The sequence below is a fragment of the Rhodanobacter soli genome (genome assembly GCF_040548735.1).
GTDB classification, from domain to species: Bacteria; Pseudomonadota; Gammaproteobacteria; order Xanthomonadales; family Rhodanobacteraceae; genus Rhodanobacter; species Rhodanobacter soli_A.
Window position 1 is genome coordinate 100,725 of the sequence record NZ_JBEPSD010000004.1, and the last position, 15,726, is coordinate 116,450.

General features: G+C 67.2%; 19 protein-coding genes and 1 tRNA gene. 16 read left to right on the forward strand and 4 right to left on the reverse strand.

Annotation, left to right across the window (positions count from 1 at the left end; genetic code table 11):
- The first annotated feature begins 41 nt into the window (after positions 1-41).
- Genes ABIE04_RS17115 through ABIE04_RS17125 form a run of 3 tightly spaced genes read left to right on the forward strand, consistent with a single transcriptional unit; the run spans position 42 to position 2,444 of the window.
- Positions 42-365: a PepSY domain-containing protein gene (locus tag ABIE04_RS17115; RefSeq protein WP_354553005.1), complete on the forward strand. Its 324-nt coding sequence runs from the start codon at positions 42-44 to the stop codon at positions 363-365.
- The gene (locus tag ABIE04_RS17120) at positions 365-1,057 is read left to right on the forward strand and encodes a response regulator transcription factor (protein ID WP_056391729.1); all 693 of its coding nucleotides are present in this window, start codon (positions 365-367) and stop codon (positions 1,055-1,057) included. Before ABIE04_RS17115 ends, ABIE04_RS17120 begins: the two co-directional genes overlap by 1 nt.
- On the forward strand, positions 1,023-2,444 hold the full coding sequence (locus tag ABIE04_RS17125; protein WP_354553008.1) for an ATP-binding protein: 1,422 nt from the start codon (positions 1,023-1,025) through the stop codon (positions 2,442-2,444). The genes ABIE04_RS17120 and ABIE04_RS17125 overlap by 35 nt, the downstream gene beginning before the upstream one ends.
- 24 nt (positions 2,445-2,468) lie before the next feature.
- On the opposite strand, the gene ABIE04_RS17130 is transcribed toward ABIE04_RS17125, so the two are convergent.
- Positions 2,469-3,263 (reverse strand): zinc-dependent peptidase, encoded by a 795-nt coding sequence (locus ABIE04_RS17130; protein WP_354553010.1) that lies wholly within the window; start codon positions 3,261-3,263, stop codon positions 2,469-2,471.
- A 12-nt stretch (positions 3,264-3,275) separates the two neighbouring features.
- Entirely contained in the window at positions 3,276-3,599 is a 324-nt protein-coding gene (locus ABIE04_RS17135; protein ID WP_354553012.1) for a hypothetical protein, read from the reverse strand.
- A 220-nt stretch (positions 3,600-3,819) separates the two neighbouring features.
- On the opposite strand from ABIE04_RS17135, the gene ABIE04_RS17140 reads away from it, so the two are divergent.
- The 8 genes from ABIE04_RS17140 (at position 3,820) to rocF (ending at position 9,335) form a co-directional block, all read left to right on the forward strand.
- A complete protein-coding gene (locus tag ABIE04_RS17140) occupies positions 3,820-4,809 on the forward strand; it encodes a biotin--[acetyl-CoA-carboxylase] ligase (protein WP_354553015.1) in 990 nt (329 codons plus the stop codon).
- Complete coding sequence (locus ABIE04_RS17145; protein WP_354553017.1) at positions 4,806-5,546, forward strand: type III pantothenate kinase; 741 nt, start codon at positions 4,806-4,808, stop codon at positions 5,544-5,546. Before ABIE04_RS17140 ends, ABIE04_RS17145 begins: the two co-directional genes overlap by 4 nt.
- Positions 5,547-5,599: 53 nt before the next feature.
- Positions 5,600-6,265, forward strand: coding sequence for an SPOR domain-containing protein (locus tag ABIE04_RS17150; RefSeq protein ID WP_354553019.1), 666 nt, complete (start codon positions 5,600-5,602; stop codon positions 6,263-6,265).
- Positions 6,266-6,306: 41 nt separating this feature from the next.
- Positions 6,307-6,382, forward strand: a tRNA-Thr gene (locus tag ABIE04_RS17155).
- Positions 6,383-6,519: 137 nt separating this feature from the next.
- Positions 6,520-6,771 carry a hypothetical protein gene (locus tag ABIE04_RS17160; protein ID WP_354553021.1) on the forward strand — a complete coding sequence of 84 codons (252 nt, stop codon included), beginning with the start codon at positions 6,520-6,522 and terminating at the stop codon, positions 6,769-6,771.
- A 196-nt stretch (positions 6,772-6,967) separates the two neighbouring features.
- Complete coding sequence (locus ABIE04_RS17165; RefSeq protein ID WP_354553024.1) at positions 6,968-7,207, forward strand: hypothetical protein; 240 nt, start codon at positions 6,968-6,970, stop codon at positions 7,205-7,207.
- A 534-nt stretch (positions 7,208-7,741) separates the two neighbouring features.
- Positions 7,742-8,200 carry a DUF3617 domain-containing protein gene (locus tag ABIE04_RS17170; protein WP_354553026.1) on the forward strand — a complete coding sequence of 153 codons (459 nt, stop codon included), beginning with the start codon at positions 7,742-7,744 and terminating at the stop codon, positions 8,198-8,200.
- Between the two features lie 220 nt (positions 8,201-8,420).
- A complete protein-coding gene (gene rocF, locus ABIE04_RS17175; RefSeq protein ID WP_354553028.1) occupies positions 8,421-9,335 on the forward strand; it encodes an arginase in 915 nt (304 codons plus the stop codon).
- A gap of 50 nt (positions 9,336-9,385) precedes the next feature.
- On the opposite strand, the gene ABIE04_RS17180 is transcribed toward rocF, so the two are convergent.
- Complete coding sequence (locus ABIE04_RS17180) at positions 9,386-9,715, reverse strand: YegP family protein (RefSeq protein ID WP_354553030.1); 330 nt, start codon at positions 9,713-9,715, stop codon at positions 9,386-9,388.
- Positions 9,716-9,874: 159 nt separating this feature from the next.
- Here ABIE04_RS17180 and ABIE04_RS17185 point away from each other — a divergent pair, with 159 nt between their 5' ends.
- The 3 genes from ABIE04_RS17185 to ABIE04_RS17195 all read left to right on the forward strand — a co-directional run bounded on the left by ABIE04_RS17185 (position 9,875) and on the right by ABIE04_RS17195 (position 14,010).
- A complete protein-coding gene (locus tag ABIE04_RS17185) occupies positions 9,875-11,239 on the forward strand; it encodes a tryptophan--tRNA ligase (RefSeq protein WP_354553032.1) in 1,365 nt (454 codons plus the stop codon).
- A gap of 33 nt (positions 11,240-11,272) precedes the next feature.
- Positions 11,273-11,602 carry a hypothetical protein gene (locus tag ABIE04_RS17190; RefSeq protein WP_354553034.1) on the forward strand — a complete coding sequence of 110 codons (330 nt, stop codon included), beginning with the start codon at positions 11,273-11,275 and terminating at the stop codon, positions 11,600-11,602.
- 179 nt (positions 11,603-11,781) lie between these two features.
- On the forward strand, positions 11,782-14,010 hold the full coding sequence (locus ABIE04_RS17195; RefSeq protein WP_354553036.1) for a DUF5916 domain-containing protein: 2,229 nt from the start codon (positions 11,782-11,784) through the stop codon (positions 14,008-14,010).
- Positions 14,011-14,107: 97 nt separating this feature from the next.
- Here ABIE04_RS17195 and ABIE04_RS17200 read toward each other — a convergent pair whose 3' ends face one another.
- The gene (locus tag ABIE04_RS17200) at positions 14,108-14,491 is read right to left on the reverse strand and encodes a VOC family protein (RefSeq protein WP_354553038.1); all 384 of its coding nucleotides are present in this window, start codon (positions 14,489-14,491) and stop codon (positions 14,108-14,110) included.
- Between the two features lie 59 nt (positions 14,492-14,550).
- Here ABIE04_RS17200 and ABIE04_RS17205 point away from each other — a divergent pair, with 59 nt between their 5' ends.
- The gene (locus tag ABIE04_RS17205; protein ID WP_354553041.1) at positions 14,551-15,069 is read left to right on the forward strand and encodes a M48 metallopeptidase family protein; all 519 of its coding nucleotides are present in this window, start codon (positions 14,551-14,553) and stop codon (positions 15,067-15,069) included.
- A 2-nt stretch (positions 15,070-15,071) separates the two neighbouring features.
- Positions 15,072-15,716 (forward strand): DUF6348 family protein, encoded by a 645-nt coding sequence (locus tag ABIE04_RS17210; protein WP_354553103.1) that lies wholly within the window; start codon positions 15,072-15,074, stop codon positions 15,714-15,716.
- Positions 15,717-15,726: the final 10 nt, after the last annotated feature.

Consider the following 15,726-nt stretch of genomic DNA (forward strand, 5'->3'; position numbering starts at 1 on the left):
AGGCTGGACGTTTCGGCAGCTGCCAGGCGGGAACTTCACGCATGACAACGCACAAAAACTTCATCCTTGCTCTGTTCATATCGCTGTGCACCGGCGTGTCCGGGGCGGCTTTGGCGCAGGCGGCCGGGTCGGCGGTGACCCTGGACCAGGCAGTGCTCAAGGTGCAGGAGGACACCGGCGGCAAGATACTGTCGGCCGAGCAGCGGGGGGTCGGGCATCGGCAGGAGTACCGCATCAAGGTGCTTACTCCCGATGGTCACGTCAAGGTGATGGTGGTCTCTTCCGAATCAGGCAAGAATCCGGCATCTACCCAGTCAACCAAGAACCTGCCCGCCAAGAGCGCGGGCCGCAAGGAGAAACGCTGATGCGCATCCTGTTGGTGGAGGACGAGGCGCCGTTGCGCGAGACGCTGGCGGCACGCCTGAAACGGGACGGCTTCGCCGTCGATGCGGCGCAGGATGGCGAGGAGGGCATCTACCTCGGCCGCGAAGTGCCGTTCGACCTGGCGATCATCGACCTGGGCCTGCCCAAGATGTCCGGCATGGAACTGGTCAAGGCGCTGCGCGAACATGGACAGCGCTATCCGATCCTGATCCTGACCGCGCGCGGCAGCTGGCAGGACAAGGTCGAGGGGCTGAAGTACGGCGCCGACGACTACCTGGTGAAGCCGTTCCACGTCGAGGAATTGCTGGCGCGCATCAACGCGCTGGTGCGCCGCGCCAGCGGCTGGTCGAAACCGATCCTGGCCTGCGGCATGATCAAGCTGGACACCACCGCGCAGACGGTGACGGTGGAGGGCAAGCTGGTCGACCTCACCAGCTACGAATACAAGGTGCTGGAATACCTGATGCTGCACGCCGGCGAGCTGGTCTCCAAGGCCGATCTCACCGAACATATCTACCAGCAGGATTTCGACCGCGACTCCAACGTGCTCGAAGTGTTCATCGGCCGGTTGCGGCGCAAGCTGGATCCGGAAGGCACCCTCAAACCCATCGAGACGGTACGTGGACGCGGATACCGCTTTGCCATCCCGCGCACCGACGGCGACGACGAATGAGCGCAGGTCGCCGCGCCGCCCGCTTTCACTGGCGGCGCGCGCGGCGATCGCCACCAGTTTTGTGCTGGCAGGCTTTCTCGGCCTGGTCGGGCTCACCCTGACGCAGACCAACAAGGCGCGCGCGCTGCGCACGCTGCATGACCGGCTCGAGACTTTCGCGATTGCGTACATCACCAATACCGATGTCAACCGGTACGGCAAGTTGTTGCAGCCGGAAACGTCGCCGAACCCGAATTTCTCGCGGCCGGGTTCCGGCCTGTACGCCGTGGCGCTGGGCGACCACGGCTATCGCTGGGAGTCGTCCTCGGCGATCGGCCGCGACTTCACCTTCCTGAAGCCGCTGGAGCCGGGCCAGAGCCAGTTCGTGGGGCCGGTCGACACCCGCATGGGCCGGCTGTACTACTACAGCTACGGCGTGGCGCTGGATACGGTGGACAAGAAGTCGGTGCGGCTCACCGTGATGGTGGCGCAGACCGAGGACCAGCTCGAAGGCGAGAGCGCGGTGTTCCGCCACACCTTGGTGGTCTGGCTGTCGATCCTCGGCGTGATGCTGATCGTGCTGCAACTGCTGTTGCTGCGCTGGAGCCTGACCCCGTTGCGCAAGGTGGCCAGTGACATGAGCCGGGTCGAGCGCGGCGACAGTGAGCAACTTGACAGCCAGTACCCGCTGGAACTGACTGGCCTGACCGAGCGCATCAATGCGTTCATCACCAACGAGCGCGAGCAGCGCACGCGTTACCGGCATACCCTGGCCGACCTGGCGCACAGCCTGAAGACGCCGCTGGCGGTGATCCGCTCGCAGCTGGAATCGCCGACGACCGGCGACGAGGCGGCGCGGCGCAGCAGCGTGCTCGACCAGGTGCGGCGGATGAACGAACTGGTGGCCTACCAGCTGTCACGCGCCGCCACGTCCGGCCGCCAGACCTTCGCCAGCGCGGTGCCGATCGCCGGCCATGCCGAGGATCTGGTGCAGGGCCTGGAGAAGGTCTATGCCGCCAAGAACGTCCTGTGCGAGTTCGACATCGAGGAAGGTGCGGTGTTCTACGGCGAGCAGGGCGATCTGCTGGAGCTGATGGGCAACCTGCTGGAGAACGCGTTCAAGTGGGCCGGTCACCGGGTACTGCTGGTGATGAAGATGCAGCGCCAGGCCGGCCGGCAGCGGCCCGGCCTGTGGCTGAGCGTGGAAGACGACGGCCCGGGCATCGCCGAGGACAAGATCGAGAAGGTGCTGCAACGCGGCGTGCGCGGCGACGAGCGGGTGCAGGGCCACGGCATCGGCCTGTCGATCGTGCAGGACATCGTGCATGCCTACCAGGGCGAACTGGTGGTCGACCGCTCGCCGGAATTCGGCGGCGCCCGCTTCAGCGTGAGCCTGCCGGCGAGCTGAGCCTCGGAACCTGTTGAAAGGCCATCAGCGTGCGCGGCAGAAGCCGACCGGCTCGCGGCCCTCGGCCGGCGAGCGGCCGTAGAACGCCGCCAGCAATTCGGCGATCGTCGGCTCGGCCTCGCGCAACAGCGCCGGCTGCGAGTAATGCAGCTCGCTGACCACGGCGAAATACTCGGCGGCACTTTCGGTGGCGTAGTGATCGATCGGGCTGTCGCAGCTGTCCTGCGGCATCGCGGCCAGGCGATCGTAGGCCAGCTGGAACTGCTGGATCCAGCGTCGCCGCGGGATGTTCACCAGCGGCGGCACGCCATCGGGCGGGCCATCGAGCATGTCCAGCTTGTGCGCCATCTCGTGCACGACCACGTTGTAGCCGTCCCAAGGCTGCTCCAGGTCCAGTTGCACGTCGGCCAGCGACAGCACCAGCGGCCCGCGTTCCCACGCTTCGCCTATGCGGATCTCGTCGCCCTCGGTGACTACGCCGGTACGGTCGTCGTGGTGGCTGCGGCGTACCTTGAACTCCCCCGGGTAGACCAGCACCTCGCGCCAGCCGCGCAGGCTGGCGGCACCCTGCTGCAGCGCCGGCAGGCAGGCCTGCATGGCGATCAGCAGGCGCCAGTAATCGTCCAGCACGGCGCCGGCCAGTGCATGGAAGCGTTTGCGTGCCAGGAACAGGGCGGACAGCCGGCGCAGGTGTTGTTGCCGTTCGGGATCGAGCCGGCGTGCCAGCGGGCAGCCGGCCAGCGCGCGTCGCCACAGTGGGTCGGTTATCGGCGCCGGCTCAAAACGCGCCCGCAGCGATTGCCACCAATGCCCCGGCATGACGCCGAGCGCTTACTGGATCGACCCAGGCAGCAGCGATTGCCAGCCCAGATGCGGCCGGCGGGTTGGCGTCGGCGCGGAGGAAGCGCCGCCGGAGCGACCGCTGCCATTGCCGGAGGTGCTGCCGGAGTTGTCGCTGTTGCTGGCCGGCGGACAATCGCGGGTCAGCCCCAGCGCATCGCCGCCGCTGCTGGTATTGCCGTCGTGGGAGCTGGCGCTGTCAAGCGCGGCGTGCGAGGGGTCCAGGTCCTGGGCGGTGTCAAGACTTGTCGCCGCGGCGCCGCCGATCCCGGCAATGCACAAGGCGCAACCGATAAGCCAATGGGTGGCACGCATGGCGATCGAACTCCCTGACCCGCAAGCGAAGACCCTGATCGTCTCAGAAACATGGGTGCCATGCCAGTGCTGTCACCCCGGCGGCGGTCACGCCAGGGGCCAGTGGCGGATGCCGCAGGGCCGGCCGGCCGGGCTAGAATCCGCCGATGTCCAATCCGCCCCACGATTCTTTTTCCCGTTGCCGCCGGCCCGTCGCCGCCACCGTGTCCGGGACCCGCTGATGCAGCCGGTGCAGTTGCTGGCTTTGCTTGCCGGAGGCGAAGCGTTGTCCGGCGCCGGTCTTGCCGCGCAGGCCGGGGTGACCCGCGCGGCGATCTGGAAGCAGGTCGAAGCCCTGCGTGCCCGCGGCGTGCCGATCGAGGCACGCGGTGCGGCCGGGTACCGCCTGCCATGGGCGCTGCAGATGCTGGACGCGAAGCAGATCCGCGCCGCCCTGCCAGCGCCGCTGGCGCGCTCGCTGGGTGCACTGGAGGTGCATTGGGAGCTCGATTCCACCTCCAGCGAACTGCAACGCCGCGGCGCCGGCGCGGCGGACCTCAGCATCGTGCTGGCCGAGACCCAGCATGCCGGCCGCGGCCGGCGCGGCCGCGAGTGGCTGTCGCCGCCGGGGCTGAACCTGTATCTGTCCTGCCTCAAGCGCTTCGAATCGGGGTTTGCTGCATTGACCGGGTTGTCGCTGGCCGTCGGCGTGATCGTGCTGCGCGCGCTGGAAAATCTGGGCATCGCCGGGGCCGGCTTGAAGTGGCCGAACGACGTCCTGGCCGTCACCGACGGGCAGGCGGGCGGCAAGCTGGGTGGCATCCTGGTCGAGCTGAGCGGCGAATACCAAGGGCCGTGCGCAGCGATCATCGGCATCGGCCTCAACCTGCGGTTGACGCCGGCGCTGCACGAACAGGCCGGCCAGCCAGCGAGTGACCTGGCCACCTTGGCCGGCGGTACGCCGCCGGATCGCAACCGCGCCGCGGCGGCACTGATCGCGGCGCTGGTCGAGGGACTGCGGCAGTTCGAGCGCGACGGCTTCGCCGCGTTCGGCGCCGACTATGCGCGCTGCGACCTGCTGCGCGACCAGCCGCTGCAACTGAGCGGTGCACTGGGCACGTTCGACGGCGTGGGCGCCGGGGTGGATGCGCACGGTGCGCTGCAGGTGCGTATGACCGACGGCAGCGTGCGCCGGGTCGACAGCGCGGACGTCACGGTACGCCGCGCATGAGGCTGCTGCTCGACCTCGGCAATACGCGGCTGAAATGGGCGCTGCAGGCGCAGTCGGATGGCTGGCTGGCGCGCGGTGCGGTGGACTGGCAGGAGGATCCTGCAGCCGCGCTGGTGTCGGCCTGGACCGGCCTGCCGCGACCGGAACAGATGATCGCGGCATCGGTCGTCGATGCCGCGCGCGAAGCCCAGGTGGCGGCCGTGGCGGAACGCCTGTTCGCCCGCGCGCCGACCTGGCTGCGCACGCCGGCCCATGCCTGCGGCGTGCGCAACGCGTATGCCGAGCCGCAGCGGCTGGGCGTGGATCGTTTCCTGGCGATGGTCGCGGCGCATGCCGATGGCCGCGCGCCGTGCGTGCTGGCTGGCGTCGGCACCGCACTCACGCTGGATGCGCTGGCGGCGGATGGCCGGCACCTTGGCGGCCTGATCGCGCCGGGGCCGCGGTTGATGCAGCAGTCGCTGCTGGACGCCACGGCGCGGGTGCGGCCGGAACGACCGGGTGAGATCGTGGAACTGGCCGACAACACCGCCGATGCGGTGGCCTCGGGCTGCTGGCAGGCGGCCGCCGCGCTGGTGGAGCGCTTCGCCACGCGCTCGGCAGCGCGGTTCGGCACGACGCCCGCGCTGATCCTCGGCGGCGGCGACGCCGCGCCGCTGCTCCCGCTGTTGTCGCTGCCGGCCGGGCTGAGCCAGGACGGCGTGCTGCGCGGCCTGGCCGTGTGGGCCAACGCGCAATGACGTCGGCGCCATCCCGTTTAGAATGATGATCGCTGCCGGTTGATGGGGGTTCGATGTTCCTGCGTCTGCTGTTCGTACTGTTGACCGCGCTGAATATCGCAGTGGGCGCCTGGCTGCTGCTGGGGCAGCCATATGCCCGCGGCGGCACCCCCAGCGATCCGGGCGTGGCAGAACTGCGCCTGCTGTCGGAATTGCCGGAACCCGGCCCGGCGGCGACGGCGGCCCCGCCCGCGCCCGCGGTGGTGACGCCATCGCGCAATCTCAGTTACAGCTGCCTCGCGCTGGGCCCGTTCGCCACACCGCAGGACTTGCGCAACGCGCGCCAGGCGCTGTCCGCGCAGGCCACGCGGATGCGCTCGCGCCAGGAACAGGCCAGCCAGACCAGTGGCTGGTGGGTCTACCTGCCGGCGGCCGGAAGCCGTGCGCAGGCGCTGGCGGTGGCGCGGCAGCTTGCGGCGCGCAACATCGACGACTACTTCGTGGTCAGCTCCGGCGAGCAGCCCAACACGATCTCGCTGGGCCTGTTCAAGGACCCGGCGAATGCGCGCAAGCGCCGCGACGAAGTCACCGCGGCCGGCTTTCCCGCCCGCATGAGCGAGCGCAGCGAGAGCGTGCCCGAATACTGGCTGGACCTGGTGGTCGCCGACGGCGGCAACTTCGACTGGCGCAGCCGCGTCCGCACCGCCGGCATCGACTCGCACAGCACCGGCTGCTTCTGAACGCGCGTCTGGACGCAGCCTGCTAGAATCCCCCCGCCTTCGCCGGCATAGCTCAGTTGGTAGAGCAACTGATTTGTAATCAGTAGGTCGCGGGTTCGATTCCTGCTGCCGGCACCATGAAACCCGGGGTCGCCTTTCAGGCGGACTCGCACGGCCTTGGCTGAACGCTTCACACCGGTCTTAACGCGACCATCGCGATCCGTCCACTTCGGTTTGTCCACGCTCGGATCTTCGAGCGCGCGTGAGGACACATCATGGGTACGCTTTACGTGGTGCAGGGCTTTCACGAGGTGGACGGCGATTTCGTCGCGGACAAGCCCATCCTTCACGGCATGGAACAGCTGGCGCGCACGCGCGGTGAGATGCTGGCCGGACAACGTGACGGCGTGCTGGTTTACGCGCAGGCCGCGGATGCCGATCGCGGCGAATACTCGGAGGCGGTCATCCTCGCCAGGTATGGCCGCGTACCGCACCCGGAGCGGCAGAGTCTTTGCCAGGCCGGCTGAGCATGACGGCGGGGAAATGCAAGGGATAAACCGGGGTCATTCCGGGGCAGCGACGCACGCGAGTCGTAGGCGCAGGCCGACATACGTGGGACAGCGCGCTAGGCAGACTGGGCAAACACCGGAAGCACATGATCATCCGCCACCAGGGGGCGCGGATAGGTGCTCCGGGCGGTTTCTCGGTCCGGGAGATGCGGCGATGCGCATGGTTTTGTCGATCAAGGAAAGCAGCCACGGCCTGTGGTGCATCTGCAGTGGGGAGGCGGTGCTGTACGACGGGTTGCGCTTCGCGCATGCGATCCGGCTGGCCCGCGGACTGGCCCGCGAGAAGCACGCCAACTCCGGCTGCACGGCCAGTGTCGAGATGGTCTGTGCGGAATTCACCATCGCCCTGGTGCATTACACGAGCCCGGTCACGCCGCAGCGTGCCGCTGCCTGACCCCGCGCGTCCGAGGCAACCCTTGGGCAATGGTCGTGCGTGGTGCATCGGGCGAACTGACTCTGCGTATGTCTCAGCCACAGGCGATACGAACGACCCGCGGCGGGTGACCTCCGACCGGTTCGCGATGATCGGCCGATGTCCGACGGCTGATGTGCATGTAACGTGAAAGCTTGCTAGGATCAACCCGACGGCTGCGCAGGGGCAGCTTAGGGTGATCAACATGCAAACGCTTCTCGTGCATTCCGCCTTCTGGCGTGGAGTGTCGATGTTTGCAGGGATGCTGTTAGGAAAAGTCGTTCGGGACGCTGAGCCCGGAGCTTCGCTGGCCCGTGGTGCCGGGGATCTGGTGTCCTGGAACCCGGGTGCGCGATCGCGGCGCGAGGACGAGTTGGCACGAAGTCGCCAGGCAGGACTCCACTAGCCAGCGGCGTGCCGGTTCCGGTCGGGTAGTGTGGTTGCAGTGGATGCGGCCGCCGTGGTCGTGTGCATCGATCCGGTGGTATCACGTTCGAATCAAGCCGGAGAACACCCATGTCCATGCCATCCATGATGCGCATCTGCTGCCTGTGCGCGTTCGCGCTGCTGGCCACGACGGCCTCGGCGCAGTCGGACTCCGGCAACATGATGAAGATGAGCGTCACCATGAAGATGCAGGTACCGGGTGCGGGGGACATGCCTGCACGCACGACCACGCAGGACGTGTGTACCTCCAAGAGCCATGACATGCGCGCCATGCTGCAACAGCAGCAGGACTGCACCGTCAGCCATTACCAGCAGGTGGGCGATGTCGTCAGTTACCACCTGGTCTGCGGCGGCGATCCGCCGAAGATGACCGGCGACGCGCGCTTCGAGTTGCTGCCCAACGGCAATATCAAGGGCAGCGTTCACGCGAACAGCAGCATGGGTGGCCAGAGCGTCCTCATGGACATGACCTATGCGGGCGAGCGCACGGGCAGCTGCGACTACACCGCGAGCCGGCAGAAGCACTGAGCGGGAACCGCTGGCGCCGATCTTCGATGATCGGCGTTTGCCGAAGCTGCCGGCCGCGGTTCCGGCGTCGGCTGGACCGTTGCGGTAAACTTCAGGCCATTCGCGACGCACTCGGGAGGGTGGCAAGGCGCCACCCTCCACCAGTCGCCGTACCGACATCGACGGTGAGCGATGGCCCAGGCCTGGCGCCGCCGCGACGCATGGCAGGTAAACACGGATCATGGGCAAACAGACCATTTCATTGATCGGCGTGCCGACCGACATCGGTGCGGGCCACCGCGGTGCCGCGATGGGACCGGAGGCGCTGCGGGTGGCCAACCTGGCGGAAAAGCTGCAGCGCCGCGGGCTGAAAGTGATCGATCGCGGCAATCTGCAGGGCCCCCTCAATCCGTGGCTGCCGCCCGAGCATGGCTATCGCCATCTGGATGAGGTGGTGGCGTGGAATACGGCCGTCTATACGGCCGTTCACCAGGAACTTCAGGCCGGGCGCCTGCCGATCATGCTCGGCGGCGACCACTGCCTGGCGATCGGCTCGATTTCGGCGGTGGCCCGCCATTGCCACGATGAAGGCAAGCAGCTGCGCGTGCTGTGGCTGGATGCGCATACCGATTTCAACACGGCGCAGGCCACGCCCACCGGGAACATCCACGGCATGCCGGTGGCCTGCCTGTGCGGCGTCGGCCCGGCCGGGCTCACCGATCTGAGTGGCAGCACGCCGGCGACCACGCCGGACGTGTTCCGTTACATCGGCATCCGCTCGGTCGACGAGGACGAGAAGCGGCTGGTGCGCGGAGCCAACATGCAGGTGCACGACATGCGCCATATCGACGAGGTCGGCATGAAGCGCGTGATGGAAGAGGCGCTGGCCGGTATCGACGAGAACACGCACCTGCACGTGAGCTTCGACGTCGACTTCCTCGACCCAAGCATCGCGCCCGGCGTGGGCACCACCGTGCGCGGCGGGCCGAATTACCGCGAGGCGCAGCTGTGCATGGAGATGCTCGCCGATACGGGACGCGTGGCGTCGCTGGACATCGTCGAGCTGAACCCGGCGTTCGACAAGCGCAACCAGACGGCCAGGCTGGCGGTGGATCTGGTCGAGTCGCTGTTCGGCAAGTCCACACTGATCCGCTGAGGCGGGTCGACGGATTTTCGGCGCGACCCGACAGGATCGCGCCGAAGCGCTCATTCCTCGCCGAGCTTGGCGTCCGGCGCGTTTGCCATCACCGAAGCGATGCCGGCGTCGCGCGAGCTCTCGCTGTCGTACATCTCACTGCTGCCGATGACCTGGTGGTTGGCGGCCTTCAGGTTGAAGTGGAGCTTGCCGCTGGCCGACGTCTTTTTCTCGTAGCGCGCCGCATCCGGCGCGTTCTTGCGCACCGACTCGATGCCGTTGTGCGCGCTGGCCTTGTCCCTGTACCCCTCGCTCTTGAGGATGATCTCGCCGTTGCCGGCCTTGAGGTTGAAATAGGTCTGGCCGTTCTTGCCGGCAAACACGGTGAACTTGCCGCTCATCAGCTGGATCTCCTTGCCATGGTCAGGGTCGGCAGAATCTGGACTGGCCCATGTGATTTTTTTGGCAAGGGACAACGCCGAGCGTGGTGGACGGCGGACCGGTCGGTCGAGCTGTTTTGCCGGATGTCGTAGACTGGCGTTTTCCTTGCGCGACGCAGCATGAATACCCGAGTCCTCACCGGCATCACCACCACCGGTACCCCGCACCTGGGCAATTACGTGGGCGCGATCCGCCCGGCCGTCGAGGCCAGCCGGCGCGACGACGTGGATGCGTTCTATTTCATGGCCGACTACCACGCGCTGATCAAGAGCGACGACGCGGCGCGCATCGAGCGTTCGCGGCTGGAGATCGCCGCAACGTGGCTGGCCGCCGGACTCGACCCGCAGCGGGTCACGTTCTACCGCCAGTCGGACATCCCGGAAATCCCCGAGCTGACCTGGTTCCTCACCTGCATCGCCTCGAAGGGCATGCTCAACCGCGCGCATGCGTACAAGGCCGCGGTGGACAAGAATACCGCGGCGGGCGAGGACGCCGACGCCGGCATCACCGCCGGCCTGTACATGTACCCGGTATTGATGGCGGCCGACATCCTGGCGTTCGACGCGAACCAGGTGCCGGTGGGGCGCGACCAGATCCAGCACATCGAGATGGCGCGCGATCTCGGCCAGCGCTTCAACCATTTGCACGGTCGCGAGTTCTTCGTGCTGCCGGAGGCGTTGATTGAGGAGCAGGTGGCCACGCTGCCGGGCCTGGATGGCCGCAAGATGTCGAAGAGCTACGACAACACGATCCCGCTGTTCGCCGGCGGCAAGAAGCAATTGCGCGAGACGATCATGCGCATCGTCACCGACTCGCGCCTGCCCGGCGAGCCGAAGGATCCGGACGATTGCGCGCTGTTCACCATCTTCCGCGCGTTCGCCAGCGAGACCGAGACCGCGGCGTTCCGCCAGGCCTTGCTGGACGGCATCGGCTGGGGCGAGGCGAAGCAGGTGCTGTACGAGCGGATCGAGGCGGACGTGGCGCCCATGCGCGAGCGCTACGAAGCGCTGATGGCCGACCCGGCCGCGATCGAGGCGATCCTGCAGCAGGGAGCGCGGAAGGCGCGCGCGATCGCCGCGCCCAAGGTCGCCGCGCTGCGCGAAGCGCTGGGGCTGCGCGCGATGGCCACCGCGCCGGCACGTACCGATCTGCCGAAGGCCGCGCCGAAGCAGGGCAAAATGCCGCGCTTCGCCAGTTTCCGCGATGCCGATGGTAACTTCCGCTTTCGCCTGTTTTCCGCGGAAGGCGAGGAGTTGCTGCTGTCGAAATCGTTCGCCGATCCGAAGGCGGCCGGTGCGCTGCAGAAGCAACTCAAGGCGCTGGGCGCCGCCGCGGCCGTACTGCGCATTCGGCCGCTGGGCGTGAGCCTGGAACTGGACGGCGCGGCGGTCGCCAGTACGCCTGACTGTCGCGACGAGCAGGCTCGTGACGACATGCTGGCGCGGCTGCGTGAAGCGCTGGATCAACTTGCCGCACAGGAATGATGCGCGGCGCCAAACTTTCCGGGTGATCGACCGATGCGTTACCTCGCCGTCCTGCTGCTTGCGCCGTGGCTGCTGATCCTGTGCTGGGGCTATTGGGCGTACCCGAAAAGCCTGCCGCGCACGTCCGGCCGGCGCGTTTTCGATTTCACCGCCCTGCTGCTGGCGCTGATCGCCGCGGTGCAGTGCGCGGTGCTCGGCTTCGACATGGTCGAACTGCCCACGGTCGACGGCTTCGGTCGCGCCAGCGGCGCGATCTGGCAGCAGGTGCTGCCGGCGTTGTACGGCTACGGCGCGTTCACCGCGGTGCTGGTGCTGGCGATGCTGCTGCGCCATGCGCTCTGGGGCCGCCGCCGGCGATCCTGATCGGGCGCGAAGGCGCCATGCCCGCACCGGACGGGCAGCTGCCTGCCACAAGTCATGGTGTGACTTATGGCGGTCGAGGCAGCTAAACGCAAACGGCAAGCTGCGCATCTATCCGATGTGGCGAATCCATCGCCCCCATGGCGCAATCCTGTGCCGCATCCCCGTGGAAGTTTTTCAACATGCGCATGGCATGCCTGTTGTTCATTACCCTGGCGGCGCTGTCGGCGCCCGCACTGGCCGTCGATATCGACGGCCACATCGGCGCGGACGAGTGGAAGGGCGCGCAGCATATCGCCGATTTCCGGCAGACCCAGCCGCTTACCGGCAAGCCGGGCTCGCTGCATACCGAAGCCTGGATCCTGGCCACCCCGAAGGGCCTGGCCGTGGCGTTCCGCTGCGACCAGCCGGCCGACGTGCCGCGCACGCGGCAGCGCGTGCAGCGCGACTTCGAGGACCAGGTCGACCGGGTCAATCTGATGGTCGACTTCAACGGCGACGGGCGCACCGGCTACGACTTCGTGGTCAGCTCGACCGGCGGCATCAACGATGCCGTGCTCACCAACGAGAACCAGTTCAACAAGGACTGGGACGGCAACTGGCTGCACGCGGTGAGCGAGGATGCCGAGGGCTGGACGGTCGAGATACTGATCCCGTGGTACATCGCGCCGATGCACACCGCTCTGGACGGCAAGCGCACGATCGGCGTCTATCTCGACCGCGTGACCGGTTCGACCGGCGAGCGCGACTCGTGGCCGGTGGCCAGCTTCACGCTGCCGCGCTTCCTGTCTGCATTCAGCCGGGTCGAGGTGCCGCAGTACAGCCAGTCGCTGCTGGCGGTGACGCCGTACGTGTCCGGCCTGTACGACAACGTGCGCGGCCGCAGCCACTTCCAGGAAGGCGCCGACCTGCTGTGGAAGCCGAACGGCCAGTTCCAGCTCACCGCGGCGCTGAATCCGGACTTCGGCCAGGTCGAGAGCGACGACCTGGTGGTCAACTTCAGCGCCACCGAAACCTACGTCAGCGACAAGCGGCCGTTCTTCACCGAGAACCAGGGCATCTTCGACTTCAGCCTGCTCGATGACTACAGCCAGCTGGTCTATACGCGGCGTGTCGGCGGGTCGTCCGACGACGGCCGCGGCGCGGCCGATATCAACGCAGCGGTGAAGCTCAACGGCAGCTTCGGCACCACCAGCTACGGCGTGCTCGCCGCCGACGAGGACGGCGAGGCAGGGCGTTTCTTCGGCGCCGCGCGGGTGACCCACGATTTCGGCGACCAGAGCCTGGGCATGCTGCTGACCCGGGTCGACCGCCCGTGGCTGGATCGCGAGGCCACCGTGCTTGGCGTGGACCATCACTGGCGGCCCACGCCGCAGCTGACCATCGCCACCAACGTGGTCGGCAGCGACATCCTGCAGTCGGGCACGCACACGCGCGATACCGGCGGCACCTTCATCGCCGATCTCGAGATGGGCGATGGCTGGCGCCAGCAGTGGCTGGGCATGCATTTCGGCGACCAGCTGCAGGTCAACGACTTCGGCTACCTGGAGCGCAACAATTTCAACTACGGCCACTGGGAAGTACGCAAGCGCAATACTGCGCTGTCGGCCGATTCCGCCTACAGTTCGCACGAGTGGCGCTTCCGCATCGACGGGCTGGACAACGACCATGGCCTGCGACTGCGCCGCCAGCTGCGCATCAGCCGCAACAGCGACCTGCGCAACGGCGCCAACGAAATCGTGCAGCTCAACGTCAACAGCGCGGGCTGGGACGATCTGCTCACCCGCGGCAACGGCGCGCTGTTCCTGCCGCCATCGGTGGACCTGGCCTACGAACGCATCAGCCCGCGCCACGGCGACTGGGCGTTCAAGCTGGATGCGGAAGTCCTCAGTGGTGGACTGGGCGGCAATCGGCAGCTCGGCTACAACGTCAAATTCATCCCGACCTATTTCGTCAGCGACGCATTCAGCGTGTACGCGGGGCCGTACTACGAGCACACGCCGGATTGGCTGGTGTGGCAGCACGACAATCTGATCGGCCGCTACGACGAGCACACGCTCCAGCTGGACGCCGGTTTCGACTGGAGCATCGGCAACCGCCAGGAGCTGCGCGTGAAGCTGCAAGCGATCGGCCTGGATGCGCGCCTGCGTGGCGCCTACCGCGTGGGCGGCAATGGTCGCGCGGTGGCCAGCAACGAGCCGGTCGACGACTTCAGCGTGCGCAATCTCGGCCTGCAGATCCGCTACCGCTACGAGCTGGCGCCGCTGTCGTACCTGTACGTGGTCTACGGCCGTGGCGGCTACGCGATGGACGATCAGGCGCGCGATACCGGCGACGTGTTCGGCCGCAGCCTCGCGCTGCGCGACGACGAGCAGCTGTTGGTGAAGCTGAGCTATCGCTTCGACATCTAGGAGCGTGGCGGTAGAAGCCGACCGGGCTGCAAAGCCGTCTGCGACTTTTCGCCTTGATCGTTTCTACCGCCCACGCTCCCAGTTCGACGCCCGGCTTTCAGTCCCAGGTGTTGAGGTGCGGCCCGAATGCCTTGCGCTGCGGCTGCACCACGCAGAAACGATGCCCGCTGGGCGCTTCCAGCACCCACCAGCGCCCGCGCACGAACGCGATGCGACGTGCCCCGAGCTGCTCCAGCCGCGCCACCTCGGCGTCGAGGTCGTCGGTCTCGATGTCCAGATGCACGCGGCTGGCATGGTCCACCTTCTGCAGCAGGATGATCGGTTCGTCCGCAGCGGTCTGCAGTTCCGCGTACTTGCCGTCGCCGTCCTGGTCGACGCGGGCGATCGGCTTGCCCAGCGCCTGGCTCCAGAAATCGGCGACGGGTGCGAGCTCGTCGACGTGGCAGTCGATGACGATGGCGCAGAGTCGGCTGTGATGCATGGGATGCCTCCGTCGGGTTGTCGAAACGCGTGAAGCGGCACAGTGCGAGAATACGCTGCATGATCGCGCTCAAATATCTCCAGGCCTACCCCGCCACCTTGCAGGACAAGGTGCGCGAACTGATCGCGCAGGAGCGCCTGGGCGAGCACCTGGCGAAGCGTTATCCGGGTCGCCATGAGGTGCAGAGCGACAGGGCGCTGTACGCCTATGTGGCGTCGCTGAAGCAGCAGCACCTGAAGAACGCACCGGCCATCGACAAGGTACTGTACGACAGCAAGCTCGACGTGTTGCGCAATGCGCTGGGCCTGCACACCGCGATCTCGCGCGTGCAGGGCGGCAAGCTCAAGGCGAAGAAGGAAATCCGCGTGGCCAGCCTGTTCAAGGCCGCCGCGCCGGAGTTCCTGCAGATGATCGTGGTGCACGAACTGGCGCACCTGAAGGAAATCGATCACAACAAGGCGTTCTACCAGCTGTGCCAGTACATGCTGCCGGACTACCATCAGCGGGAGTTCGATCTGCGCGTATACCTGACCTGGCGCGAATTGCCCTCGACGATCAACGTGAACCACCGGGAATGACGATGGACAGTGCGGCGCTACAGAAATACCTGCTGCGGCTGTTCGAGCGGCACGATGTCGAACTGGAGGCGGACGAGGACGGCTGGCTGGTCACCGACGGCGACTTCCCGGCGATCCGCGCCGCCTGGCATGAGGGTGCACCCGGCGAACCCGGTCGGCTCGACGTCGACGTGGTGCTGAGCGAGGAACGCTACATCGAAGAGAGCTTCGCCGGCATCGGCGGCGGCGACGCCGGCTGCCGCGATGCGCTGCACACGTTCGAGCGGGATGTGTTCCCCCCGCTGCTGGCCGCCTGCTGGTACGTCACCGACGACCGCAAGATGCGGATCGCCGCGTGGGATATCGGCGTGCGCACGTGGGACGTGTTCATCGGCCCGTTCAGCGCGCGTGGTGCGGACGCTGCAAGCATGCCGGCCGAGGCGCTGGCGTCGATCGAGGCCGCGTTGAAACGCGAGGCGCTCAGCCCCGAGTTGCACTGGCTGCGGCTGGTGCACAGCCATGGCGCCAAGGGCGATTCGCGCTGCGAGGCGCTGCTCGACAACGAGTTGTGGACGGCGGGGACGCTGGCATTGACCGCCGCCCCGTGGCCGCACAGCGGCGACTACAGCGCCCGCTGTTTCATGCTGCTGGACGTGCGCGACTATTGACGAGTGGCAG